The following is a 17059-nucleotide window of genomic DNA, read 5'->3' on the forward strand; positions in this document are numbered from 1 at the left end:
GCGGCGCGGCTGACGGGTTGGCTGACAAGCGGTCTGTCTTTCCTTCCGGATGGCCGGATCGACTCCACGCCTGGCGGGCTTCGCGGCCCTCCGGGCACATTTGTTTTTTGGCGGGTGCTGCACGAGCCGTCCGCGGACGGGCGCAGTGCCAGACGAGTCGAGAGACTTTACTGCAGGCGAAAGGAGCCGCCGCGTGCGCGATGCGCGGCTGCACAGTGAATCGATATGGCGAAACGGGATTACTACGAGGTTCTGGGCGTCGCGAAGAATGCGGGCGACGACGAAATCAAGAAGGCGTATCGCAAGCTTGCGATGAAGTATCACCCTGACCGCAATCCGGACAACAAGGATGCGGAAGAGCATTTCAAGGAGGTGAAGGAAGCCTATGAAATGCTGTCGGACGGCCAGAAGCGGGCAGCGTACGACCAGTACGGCCACGCGGGCGTCGATCCGAACATGGGCGGTGCGGGCGCACAGGGCTTCGGCGGTTTCGCGGACGCGTTCGGCGACATCTTCGGCGACATCTTCGGCCAGGCAGCGGGCGGTGCCGCGCGCGGCGGCCGTGGCGGCCCGCAGGTGTATCGCGGTGCCGACCTGCGCTACAGCATGGAAATCACGCTCGAGCAGGCCGCACACGGCTACGACACGCAGATCCGCGTGCCGAGCTGGGTATCGTGCGAGGTCTGCCACGGGTCGGGCGCGAAGCCCGGCACGAAGCCGGAAACCTGCCCGACCTGTCACGGCCAGGGCACGGTGCGCATGTCGCAGGGCTTCTTCAGCATCCAGCAGACCTGCCCGAAGTGCCACGGCACGGGCACCTACATCCCCGAGCCGTGCGTGCATTGCCACGGGTCGGGCAAGGTGAAGGAAACCAAGACGCTCGAAGTGAAGATCCCGGCCGGGATCGACGACGGGATGCGGATCCGCTCGGCCGGCAATGGCGAGCCGGGCATCAACGGCGGGCCGCCGGGCGACCTGTACGTCGAGATCCACATCAAGCCGCACTCGGTGTTCGAGCGCGACGGCGACGATCTCCACTGCCAGATGCCGATCCCGTTCACGACCGCCGCACTCGGCGGCGAGATCGAGGTGCCGACGCTGGCCGGCCGTGCGTCGTTCCCGGTGCCGGAAGGCACGCAGTCGGGCAAGACGTTCCGCCTGCGCGGCAAGGGCATCAAGGGGCTGCGTTCGAGCATCGCGGGCGATCTGTACGTTCACGTGCAGGTCGAGACGCCGGTGAAGCTGACCGACAACCAGCGCGACCTGCTCAAGCAGTTCGAGAAGTCGCTGGCCGAGGGCGGCGCGCGTCACAGCCCGCAGAGCAAGAGCTGGTTCGACCGTGTGAAGAGCTTCTTCGAGTAACTCGAGTAACAGCATGACTGAAGGTAACGAGAGCGCGTCGTTCGCGCTCTTGGACGATTGCGACTCGACCGCGCTCGCGCGGTCGAGTCGTTTGTATTCGGGGTTCGTGCGCGAACGTGTGTGCACGGATCCGGCTCGACTCGACGAGGTCGACGCAGCCGTGGCGCAGGATCTGCGCGACGGGCTGCATGCGGTCGTCGTCGGCGATTACGAATTCGGACGCAATCTGCAACGAGCGCAGCCGGGCCATGCCCCGCTGCGCTTTTTGCTGTTTGCGCGCTGCGAGCGCCTGTCGCGGGACGAAGTCGACGCGTGGCTCGCGCAGCGGGACGGCGGCGGCACGCCGTCGATCGCGGGCGTCGCGCATGTCGCGAAGAGCGTGTCGCGCGATGCGTTCGACGTGGCGATCGCCGCGGTGCACGACGCGCTGCGCGCAGGCGATTCGTATCAGGTCAACTACACGTACCGGCTGAACTTCGACGTGTTCGGCACGCCGCTCGCGCTGTACCGGCGGCTGCGTGCGCGTCAGCCCGTGCGCTACGGTGCGCTGATCGCGTTGCCCGACGGCACGTGGGTCGTGTCGTGCTCGCCCGAGCTGTTCGTCGAGAAGTACGGCGACGTGCTGCGCGCGCGGCCGATGAAGGGCACCGCGCCACGTTCGGCCGACCCGCGCGACGATGCGGCCGCGGCCACGTTCCTTGCGAACGATCCGAAGAACCGCGCGGAAAACGTGATGATCGTCGACTTGCTGCGCAACGACGTGTCGCGGATCGCGCGCACCGGGACGGTCCGCGTGCCGGCGCTGTTCTCCGTCGAGCCGTATGCGTCGGTGTGGCAGATGACGTCGACGGTCGAGGCCGGCTGGCGCGACGGAACGACGTTCGCGCAGATGCTGCGCGCGCTGTTTCCGTGCGGATCGATCACGGGCGCGCCGAAGCACAAGACGATGCAGCTGATCGATGCGATCGAGTCGACGCCGCGCGGGCTCTATACGGGCGCGATCGGCTGGCTTGACGCTGCGAAACAAGGCGCGGATTCCGACGCGCCAGGTGATCGCCTGGCAGGTTGCGGCGATTTTTGCCTGTCGGTCGCGATCCGTACGTTGACGCTCGATGCGGCCGGCGAAGGCGATGATCGTGGAGGTGCAACGCGAGCCGACGTCGAAGCACGCCAACCGGCAACGGCAATCGCCGGCCGGCGCCGCGGCACGATGGGTGTCGGCGCGGGCATCGTGCTCGACAGTGTCGCGGCCGACGAATATGCGGAGTGCGAATTGAAAGCGCGATTCCTGACGGATGCCGATCCCGGCTTCCAGCTGTTCGAAACGACTGCCGCCACGCGTGCGGACGGCATACGGCATCTCGATCGCCATCTCGCGCGGCTGCAGCGTAGCGCGGATGCGTTCGGCTTCCGTTTCGACACCGATGCATTGCGTCGCGAGATCGACGCGCGTTGTGCGGCGCTCGACGGCGACGGCGCATACCGGATGAAGCTCTCGCTCGCGAAGGACGGCACGATCGAGATCGTCGCGGCACCGCTCAAGCCGCTGCCGGCGGGGCCGGTCGGCGTGCTGCTGGCGTCCGCGCACGGCTTCGCACCGACCCGTACGAGCGATGCGCTGCTGCTGCACAAGACCACACGCCGCGCCGAATACGATCGCGCGTGGCAGGCGGCGGAGGCGCTTGGCGGCTTCGACATGCTGTTCGTCAACGAGCGCGGCGAGGTGACGGAAGGCGGGCGCTCGAACCTGTTCGTGAAGCTCGACGGCCAGTGGGTGACGCCGCCGCTCGAGTCGGGCGTGCTGCCGGGCGTGATGCGCGGCGTGCTGCTCGACGATCGTGCGTTCAGCGCGACGGAGCGGGTCGTGACCCGCGACGATCTCGCGCGTGCGGAGGCGCTGCTGCTGACCAACGCGCTACGCGGCGCGCTCGACGCGGTACTGAAGTGAAATAACCGCCAGATAATCGATCAGCGCTGGCAGCGCAGGAAAGAAAAAGCGCGGCGCCCCGCAAAGGGCGCCGCGCTTTTTTCATCGAGGCGCAGGCAAACGCATCGCCGGCGCCGCGACAGACGTCAGAACGAATGCTCGGGGCCGGGGAACGAACCGTCCTTGACCGCGCGCACGTAAGCTTCGACGGCCGCCTGGATGTTCGGCTCGCCCTGCATGAAATCCTTCACGAAGCGCGGCCGCTTGCCGGGGAACACGCCGAGCATGTCGTGCAGCACGAGCACCTGGCCCGAGCAGTCGGCGCCCGCGCCGATGCCGATCGTCGGCACGCGCAGCATGTGCGTGACCTCGGACCCGATCAGCGTCGGCACGGCTTCGAGCAGCACGACCTGCGCACCCGCCGCTTCGACCGCGCGCGCGTCGCGCAGCAGTTGCGCGGCGCCGGCTTCGGTCTTGCCCTGTACCTTGAAGCCGCCGAACGCGTGGACCGACTGAGGCGTGAGGCCCACGTGCGCACATACGGGCACCGCGCGCTCGACGAGGAAGCGGATCGTCTCGGCGAGCCATTCGCCGCCTTCGAGCTTGACCATCTGCGCACCGGCGCGCATCAGCTTGACGCTGCTTGCGAATGCCTCGGCCGGCGTGCCGTACGTGCCGAACGGCAGGTCGGCCATGATCAGCGCGCGCGGCTGCGCGCGGGCAACACAGGCGGTGTGATACGCGATGTCGTCGAGCGACACGGGCAGCGTGGTCGTGTGGCCTTGCAGCACGTTGCCGAGCGAATCGCCGATCAGCAGCACGTCGACGCCCGAACGGTCGAGCAGTGCGGAAAAGCTCGCGTCGTAGCAGGTGAGCATCGCGATCTTCTCGCCGGCGTCGCGCATTGCCTGCAGCTTGGGCACCGTGACGGCAGGCCGGCTCGATTCCTGGAGATAGGTCATGGGAAATCCGGTTCGAATGGGTGAAGAACGACAGGCGAGGACGCGTCAGCGCGTCGTCTCGCCCTTGACGAAGAATTCCTTGCGGCCGCGCATCGTCTCGATGCGCTCGACCAGCAGGGCGAGATCTTCGGGGGAATCCAGCGGGTTCAGGTGTTCCGCGGCGACCGTCAGCACCGGCGTGCGGTCGTAGTGGTAGAAGAATTCGTTGTACGCGTCGACGAGCGAGCGCAGGTACGCGTCGCTGATCTGCAGCTCCATCGGCAGCCCGCGCTTCTGGATGCGCGAGAACAGCACTTCAGGGCTCGCCTGCAGATAGACGACGAGGTCGGGCGACGGCGCCTGCGGCACGTCCACGTGCGTCGCAACCGAGCGGTAGAGCTGCCACTCGTCTTCCGGAAGGTTCAGCCGCGCGAAGATGTCGTTTTTCTGCGGCATGAAATCGGCGATGACCGGGCGGCCCGTTTCGAGCGCACCGATCAGCTCGCGCGCCTGCTGCGCACGCTGCAGCGCGAACGACAGCTGCACGGGCAGCGCGTAGCGCGCGGTGTCGCGATAGAAGCGTTCGAGGAACGGGTTGTCCTGCGGGCGCTCGAGCAGCGTCTGCATCGACCAGCGTTCGCCGAGCAGGCGCGCGAGCGTCGTCTTGCCGACTCCGATCGGGCCTTCGATCACGAGATAGCGATGCGGGGCGCGCAGGTCGGGCGCAGTAACGGTAAGGGGAGTCAGGGTCATCGGCAGCGGTTCTTGTCGGCGTCTTCGCTGGCAGCGAGCGCCTTCTGCATCAGGCACTGGCAGGTCTGCACCTTCTCGACCCGCTGATCAGCGACGGCGGCGAGGAAGGCATCGGCACGGCCGCGTGCGGGGATGTCGAGTGCCGGCTCGATCTCGACGAGCGGCACGAGCGCGAACGCACGGTCGGTGAGGCGCGGGTGCGGGACGATCAGGTCGGGTTCGTCGATCGAATCGTCGCCGAACAGCAGGATGTCGAGATCGAGCGTACGCGGCGCGTTGCGATACGGACGCTCGCGGCCGAAGTGATGTTCGATCTTCTGGCAAAGCGCGAGCAGCTCGCGGGCCGACAGCGTCGTGTCGAGCTTGACGACGCAGTTGTAGTAGTCGTCGCCGCCCGCTTCGAAGGGCGCCGTGCGATACAGGCTCGATTTGCCGAGGATCGAGATGGTGCGCTGCTGCGCAAGGCACACCACCGCGTCCTTCAGGGTCTGGCGCGCATCGCCGAGATTCGCCCCCAGTCCGATATATGCAACCGTCATGGCATCACTTCCTACGTCGTTCGCCGGCGAGCGCGTCAGTCGTCGGAACCGTCCGAGGCGTCCGGTGCCTGCTCGGCAGCACCTTCACCCGGCTTGCGGTTTCGCACGCCGCCGCGGCGGCGCCGCTTGCGGGGCGATTTTTCCTTCGTGCCGCCCTGCGTGAGCAATGCCTCGCGAGCGGCCGCGTCGCCTTCGATGAAATCCGTCCACCACTGTCCGACTTCCGCATCAAGCTCGCCGGATTCGCAGCGTAACAGGAGGAAATCATACCCCGCTCTAAACCTTTGGTGTTCCAGCAGCCGCATCGCGCTGCGGCCCGAGCGCTTCTCGAGGCGCAGCTGCAGGCCCCAGATCTCGCGCATGTCGGCCGAATAACGCTTGTGGATCGCGAGTTTCTCGGTCTGCATGTCGAGCACGTCGTCCATCGCGCGATGGAGCGCCGGCACCGGGATTTCGCCTTCGGCCGTGTATTGCTCGAAGCGCTGGCGCATGTCGTGCCACAGCAGCGTCGCGAACAGGAAGCCCGGCGAGACCGGCTTGCCGGCGCGCACGCGTGCGTCGGTGTTGTTCAGCGCGAGCGTGATGAACTTCTCGCCCTGCGGCTGTTCGAGCACGACGTCGAGCAGCGGCAGCAGCCCGTGGTGCAGGCCTTCCTTGCGCAGCTGCGTCAGGCACGCGAGCGCGTGGCCCGACAGCAGCAGCTTCAGCATTTCGTCGAACAGGCGCGCGGCCGGCACGTTGTTGATCAGGTCGGCGAGCGCGTTGATCGGCTCGCGCGTATGCGGCTCGATCTCGAAACCGAGCTTGGCCGCGAAGCGCACGACGCGCAGCATCCGCACCGGATCCTCGCGGAAGCGCGTGGCCGGATCGCCGATCATCCGCAACAGGCGGGCGCGCACGTCGGCCATCCCGTCGTGGTAGTCGAGCACCGTCTGCGTCGACGGGTCGTAGTACATCGCGTTGATCGTGAAGTCGCGGCGCGCGGCGTCTTCGTGCTGCTCGCCCCACACGTTGTCGCGCAGCACGCGGCCGCTCGCGTCGACCGCGTGCGTGCGGCGATCGAGTTCGTCGCGCTTCAGGCGCTTCGGCGGCTCGGCGGCGGCGGCCTCGGGCGGCGCATCGACCAGCGCGCGGAACGTCGACACCTCGATCAGCTCCTGGCCGAACTGCACGTGCACGATCTGGAAGCGGCGGCCGATCAGGCGCGCGCGGCGGAACAGGCGCTGCACCTCGGTCGGCGTTGCATCGGTCGCGACGTCGAAGTCCTTCGGCGCGATGCCGAGCAGCAGGTCGCGTACCGCACCGCCGACGATGAAGGCACGGAAGCCCGCCTGCTGCAGCGTGTCGGTCACGCGCACGGCATTCTTCGAAATCAGCGCCGGGTTGATGCCGTGCACGCTGGCCGGCACGACGGTCGGTTCATGGTTGCTGCGCGGTTTCTTCGCGCCGCCGCCGCGGGCGCCCTTCGGGGCGCGCGGGGTAGCAGGGGCCGCTTCGTCGGCCGGGGCCGTTGCGGGAGAGGTTTGCTCGGTTTCGTCCTGGCCGAGCAGCTTGCGGATGAATTTTTTGATCACGACGTTCAGAAGAGATCGAGGATGCGCCAGCCGCGGTTGCTTGCATGCGCACGCAGCGTGTCGTCAGGGTTGGTCGCGATCGGGTCGGTGACTTTCTCGAGCAACGGGATGTCGTTGTGCGAGTCGCTGTAGAAATAGGTGTGGGTGAAGTCGCTCCATTGCTTGCCGAGCGACGCGAGCCATGCTTCGGTGCGCACGATCTTGCCTTCGCGATAGCTCGGCGTGCCGGTCGGCCGGCCCGTGTACGGCGAATCGGGATGCCCGTCGGTCGTTTCGACTTCGCAGGCGATCAGCGTGTCGACGCCGAACGCGGAGGCGATCGGGCGCGTGATGAATTCGTTGGTTGCCGTCACGACGCAGCACAGGTCGCCAGCATCGAGGTGCTTGCGCACGAGCTCGAGCGCGGCGGGTGTCATTGCGGGCCGGATCACCTCGTGCATGTACTGCTCGTGCCATTCGGCGAGCTGCGCGCGCGAATACTTCGCGAGCGGCGTGAGCATCGCCGTGAGGTACGCGTGGATGTCGAGCTTGCCGGCCTTGTAGTCGGCGAAGAACTGATCGTTCTGACGCGAGAAGCTTTCCGCGTCGACGATGCCGAGCTTCACCATGAAGCGGCCCCATTCGTGGTCGCTATCGGTCGTGATCAGCGTGTGATCGAGGTCAAAGAGTGCCAGATTAGTCATGGAAGCGCATTTTACTCGAAGCGGTTCGGGCCCGTGCCCGGTGGTGTGATGTCGTCGCCGGGACGCGCCAGCATGCGGCGCAGCAACGGCAGCGTGACGGCGCGTTTCTGCTCGAGCGAAAAGCGGTCGAGCGCGTCGAGCAGCGCCATCAGGCTCGGCATGTCGCGGCGGAAATGGGTCAGCAGGTAGGCGGCGATGTCGTCGGTGAGCGCGATCCCGCGCTCCTTCGCCGCGAGCTTGAGCACGGCGATCTTGCCGGCGTCGGACGGCGGCGACAGGTGGAACACGAGCCCCCAGCCGAGGCGCGTGCGGAGATCCTCGCGCACGTCGAGCGCGAGCGGCGCCGCGGGCCCTGCCGCGACGAACGCGCTCGACGGGTGCGCGCGCACTTCGTTGAACAGGTTGAACAGCGCGACCTGCTGCGTGTCGCTCATCCGGTCGCAGTCGTCGATCGCGTAGATGCCGATGCGCGGGTCGAACGTGAACGCGCCGAGCGGGCTCTGCGGCGTCAGGTAGCGCGCATAGCCGTACGACGCATCGCTCACGAGCGCCTGCAGCAGGTGGGTGCGGCCGCAGCCGGGCTCGCCCCAGATGTAGAACGACCGATCCGGCACCGGGCCCGCCGCGAGCGCGAGGTCGAGCTTCTGCAGGCGCGAGATGAGCTCGTCGTTCTCCTCGTTCATGATGAAGTTGTCGAACGTGGCGGGCGGCGGCGTGCCGAGATCGAGCGTCAGTTGACGGGACACAACAGTCACAATGCGGGTCGGTTGAAAATATGCGCGCCGTACGCCGGGCACGCGCCGGGAACTGCGTCTTCACGGGCTTCACGCGCGACCGCACGCACGGCGCCGCGCCGGTTTCGGCGCGGTTCGCTCGGCGATGAAAACGGGGACGTGTTGACCAAGATGCAATCCCTGACGATTCGGTGCTGGGAATTCCGGCCAACGGGCCGGCTTCGGGTAAAATCGCATTTTACCGACCTTCTCGCATTCCCCCATGAATCCTCCGAAATCCGCTCCTGACGCTCAGGGTCTGTCCTATCGCGACGCAGGTGTCGACATCGACGCGGGCGACGCGCTCATCGACAAGATCAAGCCTTTTGCGAAGAAAACCCTGCGCGACGGCGTGCTCGGCGGCATCGGCGGGTTCGGCGCGCTGTTCGAAGTGCCGAAGAAGTACAAGGAGCCCGTGCTCGTGTCGGGTACCGACGGCGTGGGCACCAAGCTCAAGCTGGCGTTTCATCTGAACAAACACGACACCGTCGGCCAGGATCTCGTCGCGATGAGCGTGAACGACATCCTCGTGCAGGGCGCCGAGCCGCTGTTCTTCCTCGACTACTTCGCGTGCGGCAAGCTCGACGTCGACACCGCGGCAACGGTCGTCAAGGGCATCGCGCAGGGTTGCGAACTGTCGGGCTGCGCGCTGATCGGCGGTGAAACGGCCGAAATGCCGGGCATGTACCCGGACGGCGAATACGACCTGGCAGGCTTCGCGGTCGGCGCGGTCGAGAAGAGCAAGATCATCGACGGCAGCACGATCGCCGAAGGCGACGTGGTGCTGGGCCTCGCATCGAGCGGCATCCACTCGAACGGCTTCTCGCTCGTGCGCAAGATCATCGAGCGCGCGAACCCCGACCTGTCGGCCGATTTCCACGGCCGCTCGCTGGCCGACGCGCTGATGGCGCCGACCCGCATCTACGTGAAGCCGCTGCTCGCGCTGATGCAGAAGCTGACGGTGAAGGGCATGGCGCACATCACGGGCGGCGGTCTCGTCGAGAACATTCCGCGCGTGCTGCGCGAAGGCCTCACCGCCGAGCTCGACCAGGACGCATGGCCGCTGCCGCCGCTGTTCAAGTGGCTGCAGGAGCACGGCGGTGTTGCCGATGCGGAAATGCACCGCGTGTTCAACTGCGGCATCGGCATGGCCGTGATCGTGTCGGCGGCCGATGCCGACGCAGCGATCGCCGACCTGACCGCCGCCGGCGAACAGGTGTGGAAGATCGGTACCGTGCGTGCGACCCGCGAAGGCGAGGCGCAGACGGTCGTGGTCTGACGCGCTGCCAGCAGCAGATGCAGCAAGGAAAGCCGCCCGGAGTCGATCCGGGCGGCTTTTTTTTCGGGCGTTGCGTGGCATGCGGGCGCGCGCCGATGAAGGAGGGACGACGATGACCGAAGACGAACGCGCAATCCGCGAGCTCGTGGACAACTGGTTCGTGTCGAGCCGCCGCGGTGATCTGGCAACCGTGCTCGACCTGATCGCCGACGACGCGATCTTCATGGTGGCCGGCAAGCCGCCGTTCGACAAGGCGGCGTTTGCGGCCGCGTCGCGTGACGCGAATGCCGGGGGCGGCAACGCGCCGCAGATCGACGGCCGCTACCGGATCGACGAGTTGCGCGTGTTGGGCGACTGGGCGTACATGCGCAATTTCATCGAGATCGAGGCGACCCCGCCGGGCGGCGAGATGATCCGCCGGTCGGGCCATACGCTGACGATCTTCCGCAAGGCCGACGGCCGCTGGCAACTCGTGCGCGACGCGAATCTCGTGACGCTCGCGCATTGAATCCGGCGGTGGGCGTGGCGATACCCGCCGGCGCTCATGCAGACGGCCGTGTCGCGCCCGCTGGCCGCGCACCGGCCAGCAACGGCGGGACGAGCAGATAAAGCAGCGCGGCCGCGGCCCAGACGAGCCCCGGCCACGTCGCGCGTGTCGCCGCATAGGTCGCGGTGACGACCAGCGGCCCCGCGACGCCGATCAGGCTCGCCACGCTCGCGAGTGCGCCTTGCAGTTCGCCCTGGCGCGCATCGTCGACCTGTCGCGCGAGCATCGCCTGCAGGGCCGGCAGCGTCATCCCGCCCGCCGCGAACAGCGGCAGCAGCGCGAACGGCACCCACGCGGCGGTCGCGAATGCAATCGCCGCGAGCCCGAGCGCGTCGCCCGCGAGGCCCAGTGCGAGTGCGCGACGCTCGCCGAGCCGGGCGATCAGCGGACCGATCGCGAATGCCTGCGCGAGTGCGTGGCACGCGCCGTAGCCTGCCAGCGACAGCCCCGCGATCGGCGTCGACCAGCCGAAATGCTCCTGGCCGTACAGGATCCACAGCGTCGCGGGTGCCTGCGACACCAGCGCCACGATCACGTAAATGCCGATCAGCGGCGCGAGCGCCGGTGCGCCGCTCAGCCGGCGCAGGCTGGCGAACGGGTTGAGCGCGCCGACCGCATGGCCTTCGCGGGCCGAACGCGGCCGCGATTCCGGCAGCGCGCGCCAGACGAGCGCAAGGTTGAGCGCGTTGAGCACGGCGGCCGCGACGAACGGCGCGCGCACATGCAGCGCGCCGAGCAGGCCGCCGATCAACGGGCCCGCGATGAAGCCGATACCCATCATCGCGCCGAGCTGGCCGAAGCGTCGTGCGCGATCGGGCTCGGCGGTGACGTCGGTGACATAGGCCGTCGCGACCGCGACGTTCGCGCCGGTGATGCCCGCGATCAGCCGCCCCACGTAAAGCCACGCGAGTGTCGGCGCGAGCGCCATCAGCAGGTAGTCGAGCGCGGCGCCCGCCAGCGACACGAGCAGGACGGGCCTGCGGCCGAAGCGGTCGCTCAGCGCGCCGAGCAGCGGCGCGCACAGGAACTGCGCGAACGCGTACAGCGCGAGCAGGATCCCGTAATGGGTGTCGGTGCTGCCTGCGCTGGCGAGCGAGTGCAGCAGCCCCGGCAGGATCGGCATCACGATCCCGACGCCGATCGCGTCGAGCAGGACCGTGGCCAGGATGGCAATCAGGGACGGATTCAAGAGTGTGACTCTATCGGTGATAGAGTGGCGATTATTCCACAGCTTTCCCTATCGGTGATAGAGATGAAGGACACAGGGGCGCGGCTGACGCGCGACACGGTACTGCGCGCGGCGCTCGAACTGCTCGACGAAGTCGGCATCGACGGGCTGTCGACACGGAAGCTCGCCGAGCGGCTCGGCGTGCAGTCGCCGACGCTTTACTGGCATTTCCGGAACAAGGGCGAACTGCTCGACGCGATGGCCGAGGCGATCATGCTCGAGCGTCACGATGCGTCGCTGCCGCGGCCGGGCGAAGCGTGGGATGCGTGGCTTTTAGACAACGCGCGCAGTTTCCGTCGCGCGCTGCTGGCCTATCGCGACGGCGCGCGCCTGCATGCCGGCACGCGGCCGCGCGCGCTGCATTTCAGCTCGATTGAACGCAAGGTTGCGCTGCTCGGCGACGCGGGTTTCGCGCCGGACGAGGCGGTCGACGTGATGTATGCGCTGGGCCGCTTCGTGGTCGGATGGGTGCTGGAAGAGCAGGCGGAATCAAGCGACGAAGCCGCTGCGCCGCTACCGGACGCGGCCGAGTACCCGTTGCTTGCCAAGGGCTGGGCCGCGCTGCGCGGGCGCAGCGGCGACGACGCGTTCGAGCGCGGCGTCGCGTGGATCGTAGACGGCGCCCGCGCGCGCCTGGCAGCGCGCGAGCGCGGCTGACGCGGTCAGCCCGGCGTGCTGCCGTCGAGCACGCGTTCGAGCGCGTCGAGTGCGCGGGCCGTCGAGTCCGGTGCGATGCAGTCGACGACGATCCGCTCCGGCATCGCGCGCAGCCAGGTGATCTGGCGCTTGCAGAGCTGGCGCGTCGCGAAGATGCCCTTGTCGCGCATCGTCCGGTAGTCGGTGTCGCCGTCGAGGAATTCCCACGCCTGCCGGTAGCCGACGCAGCGCATCGACGGCAGGTCGGGATGGAGGTCCTCGCGTCGGCGCAGTCGCTCGACTTCGTCGATGAAGCCTGCGTCTAGCATCGCGTCGAAGCGCTGTGCGATCCGTTTGTGCAGTACCGCGCGATCCGACGGTTCGAGCGCGACCGGCACGAAGCGGTAAGCGGCGGCCGCATCGTCCGTGCGGCGCGGCGCGGCGAGCAGTACCGACATCGGCTGCCCGCTCAGCATGAACACTTCGAGCGCCCGCTGGATCCGCTGCGAGTCGTTCGGCGCGAGCCGTGCGGCCGTGTCGGGATCGACTTGCGCGAGCCGCGCGTGCAGCGCGGGCCAGCCGTCACGCTCGGCTTCGGCATCGAGTGTCGCGCGCACATCCGGATCGGCGCCTGGCAGGTCGTTGAGCCCCTGCGTCAGCGCCTTGTAGTACAGCATCGTGCCGCCCGCGAGCAGCGGTGTGCGGCCACGCGCGGCGATCTCGCCGATCAGGCGCAGCGTGTCCGCGCGGAAGCTCGCGGCCGAATACGCGTCGGCCGGATCGATGATGTCGATCAGGTGATGCGGCACGCTCGCGCGCTCGTCGCGCGAAGGCTTCGCGGTGCCGATATCCATGTCGCGGTAGACGAGCGCCGAATCGACGCTGACGATCTCGATCGGGCGGCGCGCGGCGAGCGCCAGCGCCGCGGCCGTCTTGCCCGATGCGGTGGGGCCGAGCAGGCAGGCGATCGTCGTCGGGCTGGCGTGCGGTGCCGCGCTCATTGGCCGCGCATGAAGAGGCGGTCGAGATCGTTCAGCGTGAGCTGATACCACGTCGGCCGGCCGTGATTGCACTGGTCCGCGCGTTCGGTCGCCTCCATCTGCCGCAGCAGTGCATTCATCTCGTCGAGCGTCAGGCGCCGGTTCGCACGTACCGCGTGATGGCAGGCGAGCGTACCGAGCAGTTCGTGCTGACGCTCGGTGAGCACGCGAGAGCCGCCGAACGCGTGAAGATCGGCGAGCACCGCGCGCGCGAGCGACTGCAGGTCGGCATCCTTCAGCAACGCCGGGACCGCGCGGATCGCGAGCGTCGTCGGCGACAGTACCGCCAGGTCGAAGCCGAGCGATTCGAGCGTGTCGCGTTCTTCCTCGACCGTGCCGATCTCGACCGGCGTGGCCGTCATGGAGATCGGCAGCAGCAGCGCCTGCACGGCGACCGAGCGGTCGGCAAGCGCGTTCTTGAACTGTTCGTACAGGATCCGCTCGTGGGCTGCGTGCATGTCGACGATCACGAGGCCGTGCGCGTTCTGCGCGAGCACGTAGATGCCGTGGATCTGGCCGAGCGCGAAGCCGAGCGGCTGCTCGTCGTGAGCAGTGGCCGCGATCGGCGAAGCCAGGAAGCCCGGCAGCGGCGCAAGCGGCGCGTCGGCCGAATCGCGGGCGATGGTCGTCGTGCCGTCCGGCGTGCCCGCGCCCGTGTCCTTGCGGCCGAACAGCGCGTCATAGAGCGCGAGCGGCTGCGCGACGGGCAGCGTGCCCTGGGTCATCCGCGCCTGGCGCATCCAGGTGTTGCCCGACGATGACGACGACGACGGCGAGAAGCCGCTGCCGCCGATCGCGTTGCCCTGCTGGCTCTGGCCGAGCGGGGTGTCCAGAAACGAAGCGGGCCCGCGCGGCGCCGGTGAGAGTTGCGCGGCATGGCCGCCCGCCGTGGTCTCCGGCGACGCGCCCGCGTGGCGCGCCAGCGCGCGCTGGACCGCATGGAAAACATATTGGTGGATCGAGCGCGAATCGCGGAAACGCACCTCGATCTTCGACGGGTGCACGTTCACGTCGACGGCTTCGGGCGGCAGGTCGAGGAACAGCACGTAAGACGGGTAGCGGTCGCCGTGCAGCACGTCCTCATAGGCAGCGCGCACCGCGTGCGTCAGCAGCTTGTCGCGCACGAAGCGGCCGTTGACGAAGAAGTATTGCTGGTCGGCGCGCCCGCGGCTCGCGGTCGGCAGGCCTGCGCAGCCGTAGACCGCAAGCGGGCCGGCCTGCTCGTCGAGCGGCAGGTGCGCGGTCGCGAAGCTGTCGCCGAGGATTTTCGCGACGCGCTGCGCGGGCTCGGTCGCATTCCAGTGCTCGACCGCCTTGCCGTTGTGCAGTACCGAGATCGCGACGTCCGGCCGCGCGAGCGCTGCGCGGCGGATCATTTCCAGGCAGTGTCCGAACTCGGTCTGCTCGCTCTTCAGGAACTTGCGGCGCGCGGGCGTATTGAAGTACAGCTCGCGGACCTCGATCGTCGTGCCGGTCGAGCCGGCGGCGGGGGACAGCACGCCCGTCTGCGCGTCGATCTTCATCGCATGCGCGGCATCGGCCGTCCGGCTCGTGATCGACATCTCGGCGACCGACGCGATCGACGCCAGCGCTTCGCCGCGGAACCCGAGCGTGGCGACTGCCTCGAGTTCCTCGAGCGAGCGGATCTTGCTGGTCGCGTGGCGCATCAGCGCGAGCGCCAGCTCGTCCGGCGGAATCCCGCAGCCGTCGTCGGTGATCGAGATGCGCTTGACGCCGCCTTCTTCCAGCACGATGCGCAGCGTGCTGGCGCCGGCGTCCATCGCGTTCTCGAGCAGCTCCTTGACGACCGACGCCGGGCGTTCGACGACCTCGCCGGCGGCGATCTGGCTGATCAGCTGGTCGGGCAGGGGCTGGATCGCGCGCAGCGGGCGCGGAGCAGGGGCGGGCGCGGCGCCCGCCGCCGTTTCGGTGATATCGGACATGGCCGAATTATAGCGAGGCGGTGAATGCGTGCCGGGGCGACCGGCGGTTACGTTTTTTCACGGAGCCTTAAGGTAGTTTCGGTATCATGGGTTCGTTACACGCACCGCCTTGACCGGCGGGCGCTTCAGCCTTTTTCGGCCGTTCCGGCCCTTTCGCCATCGAGGAATCGCATTTGGATACGCTGCTTCATTTCGTCAACCTTGTCCTGCATATCGACGCTTTCCTCGGCGATTTCATCCGGCAGTACGGTGCGTGGGTCTATCTGGTGCTGTTCCTGATCGTGTTCTGCGAGACGGGGCTCGTCGTGTTCCCGTTCCTGCCCGGCGATTCGCTGCTGTTCATCGGCGGCGCGTTCGCGGCGACGGGCGAGATGAATGTCGGCCTGCTGATCGTGCTGCTGCTCGTCGCGGCGATTACCGGCAACACGGTGAACTACATGATCGGCCGCTGGGTCGGCCCGAAGGTGTTCAATACGCATATCCCGGTGCTCGAACGCTTCCTCGATCGCACCGCGCTGCAGAAAACCCACTCGTTCTACGACAAGCACGGCGGCAAGACGATCGTGCTCGCGCGCTTCATCCCGGTCGTGCGTACGTTCGCGCCGTTCGTTGCGGGCGCGTCGTCGATGAGCGTCGCGCGCTTCCAGCTTTTCAACGTGATCGGTGCGCTGGTGTGGGTGCTGCTGCTCGTGCTGCTCGGCTATTTCTTCGGCAACATCCCGTTTATCCGCCAGTACCTGAACGTGATCGTGCTGGTCGGGATCGGCGCGGCGGTCGTGCCGGTCGCGCTCGGTGCGGTGTGGAAGCTGGTGCGCGGGCGGCAGTCGGATAATGCGCAGAAAACGGGCGGGCGTTGAGCGGGAGCGTTTCGTTTTCTTCGCGGTGCAATAAAAAAGCGTGGCAGGTGCCACGCTTTTTTTTCGTCCGGTGCCGCCGTTACGCGTTGCGATGCGAGATCGGGGTTTCGGGCGTCGGGTATTGCGCGTCGCGGAACGTCTCGATGATCACGCGGTTGGTGTCGCAGTACACCTGCCAGTAGTTTTCGGGGGCCGTGGACGGGCGCACGAACAGCAGCGGGCCTTCCGGCGTGAACTGCAGCACGCCGACGTCCGGCGCCGGGGTGGTCAGCACGTTCGGGATCTGCTGGATCGACGACTTCAGGCGGTTGATTGCGTCGACTGCATCGACGCCGTTCGCGATCTTCGCGGTCAGGTCGACGCGACGATACGACGTTGCGCTGTAGTTGGCGATGTTGTCCGAGAAGATCTTGTTGTTGCCGACGATCGTCACGATGTTGTCGGGCGTGATGATCGTCGTGCCGAACAGGCCGAGCTCCTTGACCGTGCCCGTGACGCCGCCCGCATTGATCACGTCGCCGATCTTGAACGGGCGCAGCACCTGCATGAACACGCCTGCGGCGAAATGCGCGAGCAGGCCGCCCCAGGCGGTACCGATCGCGAGGCCGAGGCCGGCGAGCAGGGCGGCGAACGAGGTCGTCTGCACGCCGAAGATCTGCAGGATCGCGAGGATCAGCAGGACCGTCAGCAGCACGCTGACGACGGAGGTCAGGTAGTCGGTCAGTGTCGGGTCGACTTTGCCGCTGCGGCGGACGACCTTGCCGAGCAGACGCGTGCCGATGCGGATCGCCCAGCGGCCGATGAACCACAATACGATCGCGGCGAGGAGGTTGAGGCCGAAGTCGAGACCGCGGGTCATCAGGAATTGCTGGGCTGTGGCGAGATCGATCATGCGTTCTCCGAAGTCAAGGGTAGAAAGGGCGGCGCATGCACCGGGTGGGTGGCGCTTTTATAACCTGAGCTGGGAGGGGCGGCAA

The 17059-nt window shown here is 67.6% G+C and carries 16 protein-coding genes; 6 read left to right on the forward strand and 10 right to left on the reverse strand.

Annotation, left to right across the window (positions count from 1 at the left end):
* Window positions 1-225 precede the first annotated feature (225 nt).
* Both dnaJ and BCEP18194_RS09300 read left to right on the forward strand, forming a co-directional pair.
* On the forward strand, window positions 226-1362 hold the full coding sequence (dnaJ, locus tag BCEP18194_RS09295; protein WP_011351025.1) for a molecular chaperone DnaJ: 1137 nt from the start codon (window positions 226-228) through the stop codon (window positions 1360-1362).
* Between the two features lie 13 nt (window positions 1363-1375).
* Window positions 1376-3310, forward strand: coding sequence for an aminodeoxychorismate synthase component I (locus BCEP18194_RS09300; RefSeq protein WP_011351026.1), 1935 nt, complete (start codon window positions 1376-1378; stop codon window positions 3308-3310).
* A gap of 125 nt (window positions 3311-3435) precedes the next feature.
* Here BCEP18194_RS09300 and panB read toward each other — a convergent pair whose 3' ends face one another.
* Genes panB through hda form a run of 6 tightly spaced genes read right to left on the reverse strand, consistent with a single transcriptional unit; the run spans window position 3436 to window position 8525 of the window.
* The gene (gene panB / locus BCEP18194_RS09305) at window positions 3436-4251 is read right to left on the reverse strand and encodes a 3-methyl-2-oxobutanoate hydroxymethyltransferase (RefSeq protein ID WP_011351027.1); all 816 of its coding nucleotides are present in this window, start codon (window positions 4249-4251) and stop codon (window positions 3436-3438) included.
* 45 nt (window positions 4252-4296) lie between these two features.
* Window positions 4297-4983, reverse strand: a complete 687-nt coding sequence (locus tag BCEP18194_RS09310) for a deoxynucleoside kinase (protein ID WP_011351028.1) — start codon at window positions 4981-4983, stop codon at window positions 4297-4299.
* Complete coding sequence (gene folK / locus BCEP18194_RS09315; protein ID WP_011351029.1) at window positions 4980-5522, reverse strand: 2-amino-4-hydroxy-6-hydroxymethyldihydropteridine diphosphokinase; 543 nt, start codon at window positions 5520-5522, stop codon at window positions 4980-4982. The genes BCEP18194_RS09310 and folK overlap by 4 nt, the downstream gene beginning before the upstream one ends.
* A gap of 35 nt (window positions 5523-5557) precedes the next feature.
* A complete protein-coding gene (gene pcnB / locus BCEP18194_RS09320) occupies window positions 5558-7096 on the reverse strand; it encodes a polynucleotide adenylyltransferase PcnB (protein ID WP_011351030.1) in 1539 nt (512 codons plus the stop codon).
* Window positions 7097-7101: 5 nt separating this feature from the next.
* Window positions 7102-7779: an HAD family hydrolase gene (locus BCEP18194_RS09325; RefSeq protein ID WP_011351031.1), complete on the reverse strand. Its 678-nt coding sequence runs from the start codon at window positions 7777-7779 to the stop codon at window positions 7102-7104.
* 11 nt (window positions 7780-7790) lie between these two features.
* Complete coding sequence (gene hda / locus BCEP18194_RS09330; RefSeq protein WP_006484992.1) at window positions 7791-8525, reverse strand: DnaA regulatory inactivator Hda; 735 nt, start codon at window positions 8523-8525, stop codon at window positions 7791-7793.
* Window positions 8526-8775: 250 nt separating this feature from the next.
* On the opposite strand from hda, the gene purM reads away from it, so the two are divergent.
* Together purM and BCEP18194_RS09340 are read left to right on the forward strand one after the other, a co-directional pair.
* Window positions 8776-9831: a phosphoribosylformylglycinamidine cyclo-ligase gene (gene purM, locus BCEP18194_RS09335; protein ID WP_011351032.1), complete on the forward strand. Its 1056-nt coding sequence runs from the start codon at window positions 8776-8778 to the stop codon at window positions 9829-9831.
* 112 nt (window positions 9832-9943) lie between these two features.
* On the forward strand, window positions 9944-10339 hold the full coding sequence (locus tag BCEP18194_RS09340; protein WP_011351033.1) for a YybH family protein: 396 nt from the start codon (window positions 9944-9946) through the stop codon (window positions 10337-10339).
* Between the two features lie 34 nt (window positions 10340-10373).
* Here BCEP18194_RS09340 and tet read toward each other — a convergent pair whose 3' ends face one another.
* Window positions 10374-11567: a Tet(A)/Tet(B)/Tet(C) family tetracycline efflux MFS transporter gene (gene tet / locus BCEP18194_RS09345; RefSeq protein WP_011351034.1), complete on the reverse strand. Its 1194-nt coding sequence runs from the start codon at window positions 11565-11567 to the stop codon at window positions 10374-10376.
* Window positions 11568-11630: 63 nt separating this feature from the next.
* Here tet and tetR point away from each other — a divergent pair, with 63 nt between their 5' ends.
* Complete coding sequence (tetR, locus tag BCEP18194_RS09350; protein WP_011351035.1) at window positions 11631-12263, forward strand: tetracycline resistance transcriptional repressor TetR; 633 nt, start codon at window positions 11631-11633, stop codon at window positions 12261-12263.
* A 5-nt stretch (window positions 12264-12268) separates the two neighbouring features.
* On the opposite strand, the gene miaA is transcribed toward tetR, so the two are convergent.
* Both miaA and mutL read right to left on the reverse strand, forming a co-directional pair.
* Window positions 12269-13243, reverse strand: coding sequence for a tRNA (adenosine(37)-N6)-dimethylallyltransferase MiaA (miaA, locus tag BCEP18194_RS09355; RefSeq protein WP_011351036.1), 975 nt, complete (start codon window positions 13241-13243; stop codon window positions 12269-12271).
* On the reverse strand, window positions 13240-15225 hold the full coding sequence (mutL, locus tag BCEP18194_RS09360) for a DNA mismatch repair endonuclease MutL (protein WP_011351037.1): 1986 nt from the start codon (window positions 15223-15225) through the stop codon (window positions 13240-13242). Before mutL ends, miaA begins: the two co-directional genes overlap by 4 nt.
* 173 nt (window positions 15226-15398) lie before the next feature.
* On the opposite strand from mutL, the gene BCEP18194_RS09365 reads away from it, so the two are divergent.
* Window positions 15399-16082 carry a DedA family protein gene (locus BCEP18194_RS09365; RefSeq protein ID WP_011351038.1) on the forward strand — a complete coding sequence of 228 codons (684 nt, stop codon included), beginning with the start codon at window positions 15399-15401 and terminating at the stop codon, window positions 16080-16082.
* 79 nt (window positions 16083-16161) lie between these two features.
* Here the strand turns inward: BCEP18194_RS09365 and BCEP18194_RS09370 are convergent, their stop codons facing one another.
* The gene (locus tag BCEP18194_RS09370) at window positions 16162-16974 is read right to left on the reverse strand and encodes a mechanosensitive ion channel family protein (RefSeq protein WP_011351039.1); all 813 of its coding nucleotides are present in this window, start codon (window positions 16972-16974) and stop codon (window positions 16162-16164) included.
* Window positions 16975-17059: the final 85 nt, after the last annotated feature.

This window comes from Burkholderia lata, from assembly GCF_000012945.1.
Taxonomy (GTDB): domain Bacteria; phylum Pseudomonadota; class Gammaproteobacteria; order Burkholderiales; family Burkholderiaceae; genus Burkholderia; species Burkholderia lata.

Coding starts and splice junctions, on each gene's coding strand:
- mutL (WP_011351037.1), bottom strand. CDS start 15,225: ATGTCCGATATCACCGAAACGGCGGCGGGCGCCGCGCCCGCCCCTGCT.
- purM (WP_011351032.1), top strand. CDS start 8,776: ATGAATCCTCCGAAATCCGCTCCTGACGCTCAGGGTCTGTCCTATCGC.
- BCEP18194_RS09310 (WP_011351028.1), bottom strand. CDS start 4,983: ATGACCCTGACTCCCCTTACCGTTACTGCGCCCGACCTGCGCGCCCCG.
- folK (WP_011351029.1), bottom strand. CDS start 5,522: ATGACGGTTGCATATATCGGACTGGGGGCGAATCTCGGCGATGCGCGC.
- panB (WP_011351027.1), bottom strand. CDS start 4,251: ATGACCTATCTCCAGGAATCGAGCCGGCCTGCCGTCACGGTGCCCAAG.
- BCEP18194_RS09370 (WP_011351039.1), bottom strand. CDS start 16,974: ATGATCGATCTCGCCACAGCCCAGCAATTCCTGATGACCCGCGGTCTC.
- BCEP18194_RS09325 (WP_011351031.1), bottom strand. CDS start 7,779: ATGACTAATCTGGCACTCTTTGACCTCGATCACACGCTGATCACGACC.
- dnaJ (WP_011351025.1), top strand. CDS start 226: ATGGCGAAACGGGATTACTACGAGGTTCTGGGCGTCGCGAAGAATGCG.
- BCEP18194_RS09300 (WP_011351026.1), top strand. CDS start 1,376: ATGACTGAAGGTAACGAGAGCGCGTCGTTCGCGCTCTTGGACGATTGC.
- tetR (WP_011351035.1), top strand. CDS start 11,631: ATGAAGGACACAGGGGCGCGGCTGACGCGCGACACGGTACTGCGCGCG.
- miaA (WP_011351036.1), bottom strand. CDS start 13,243: ATGAGCGCGGCACCGCACGCCAGCCCGACGACGATCGCCTGCCTGCTC.
- BCEP18194_RS09340 (WP_011351033.1), top strand. CDS start 9,944: ATGACCGAAGACGAACGCGCAATCCGCGAGCTCGTGGACAACTGGTTC.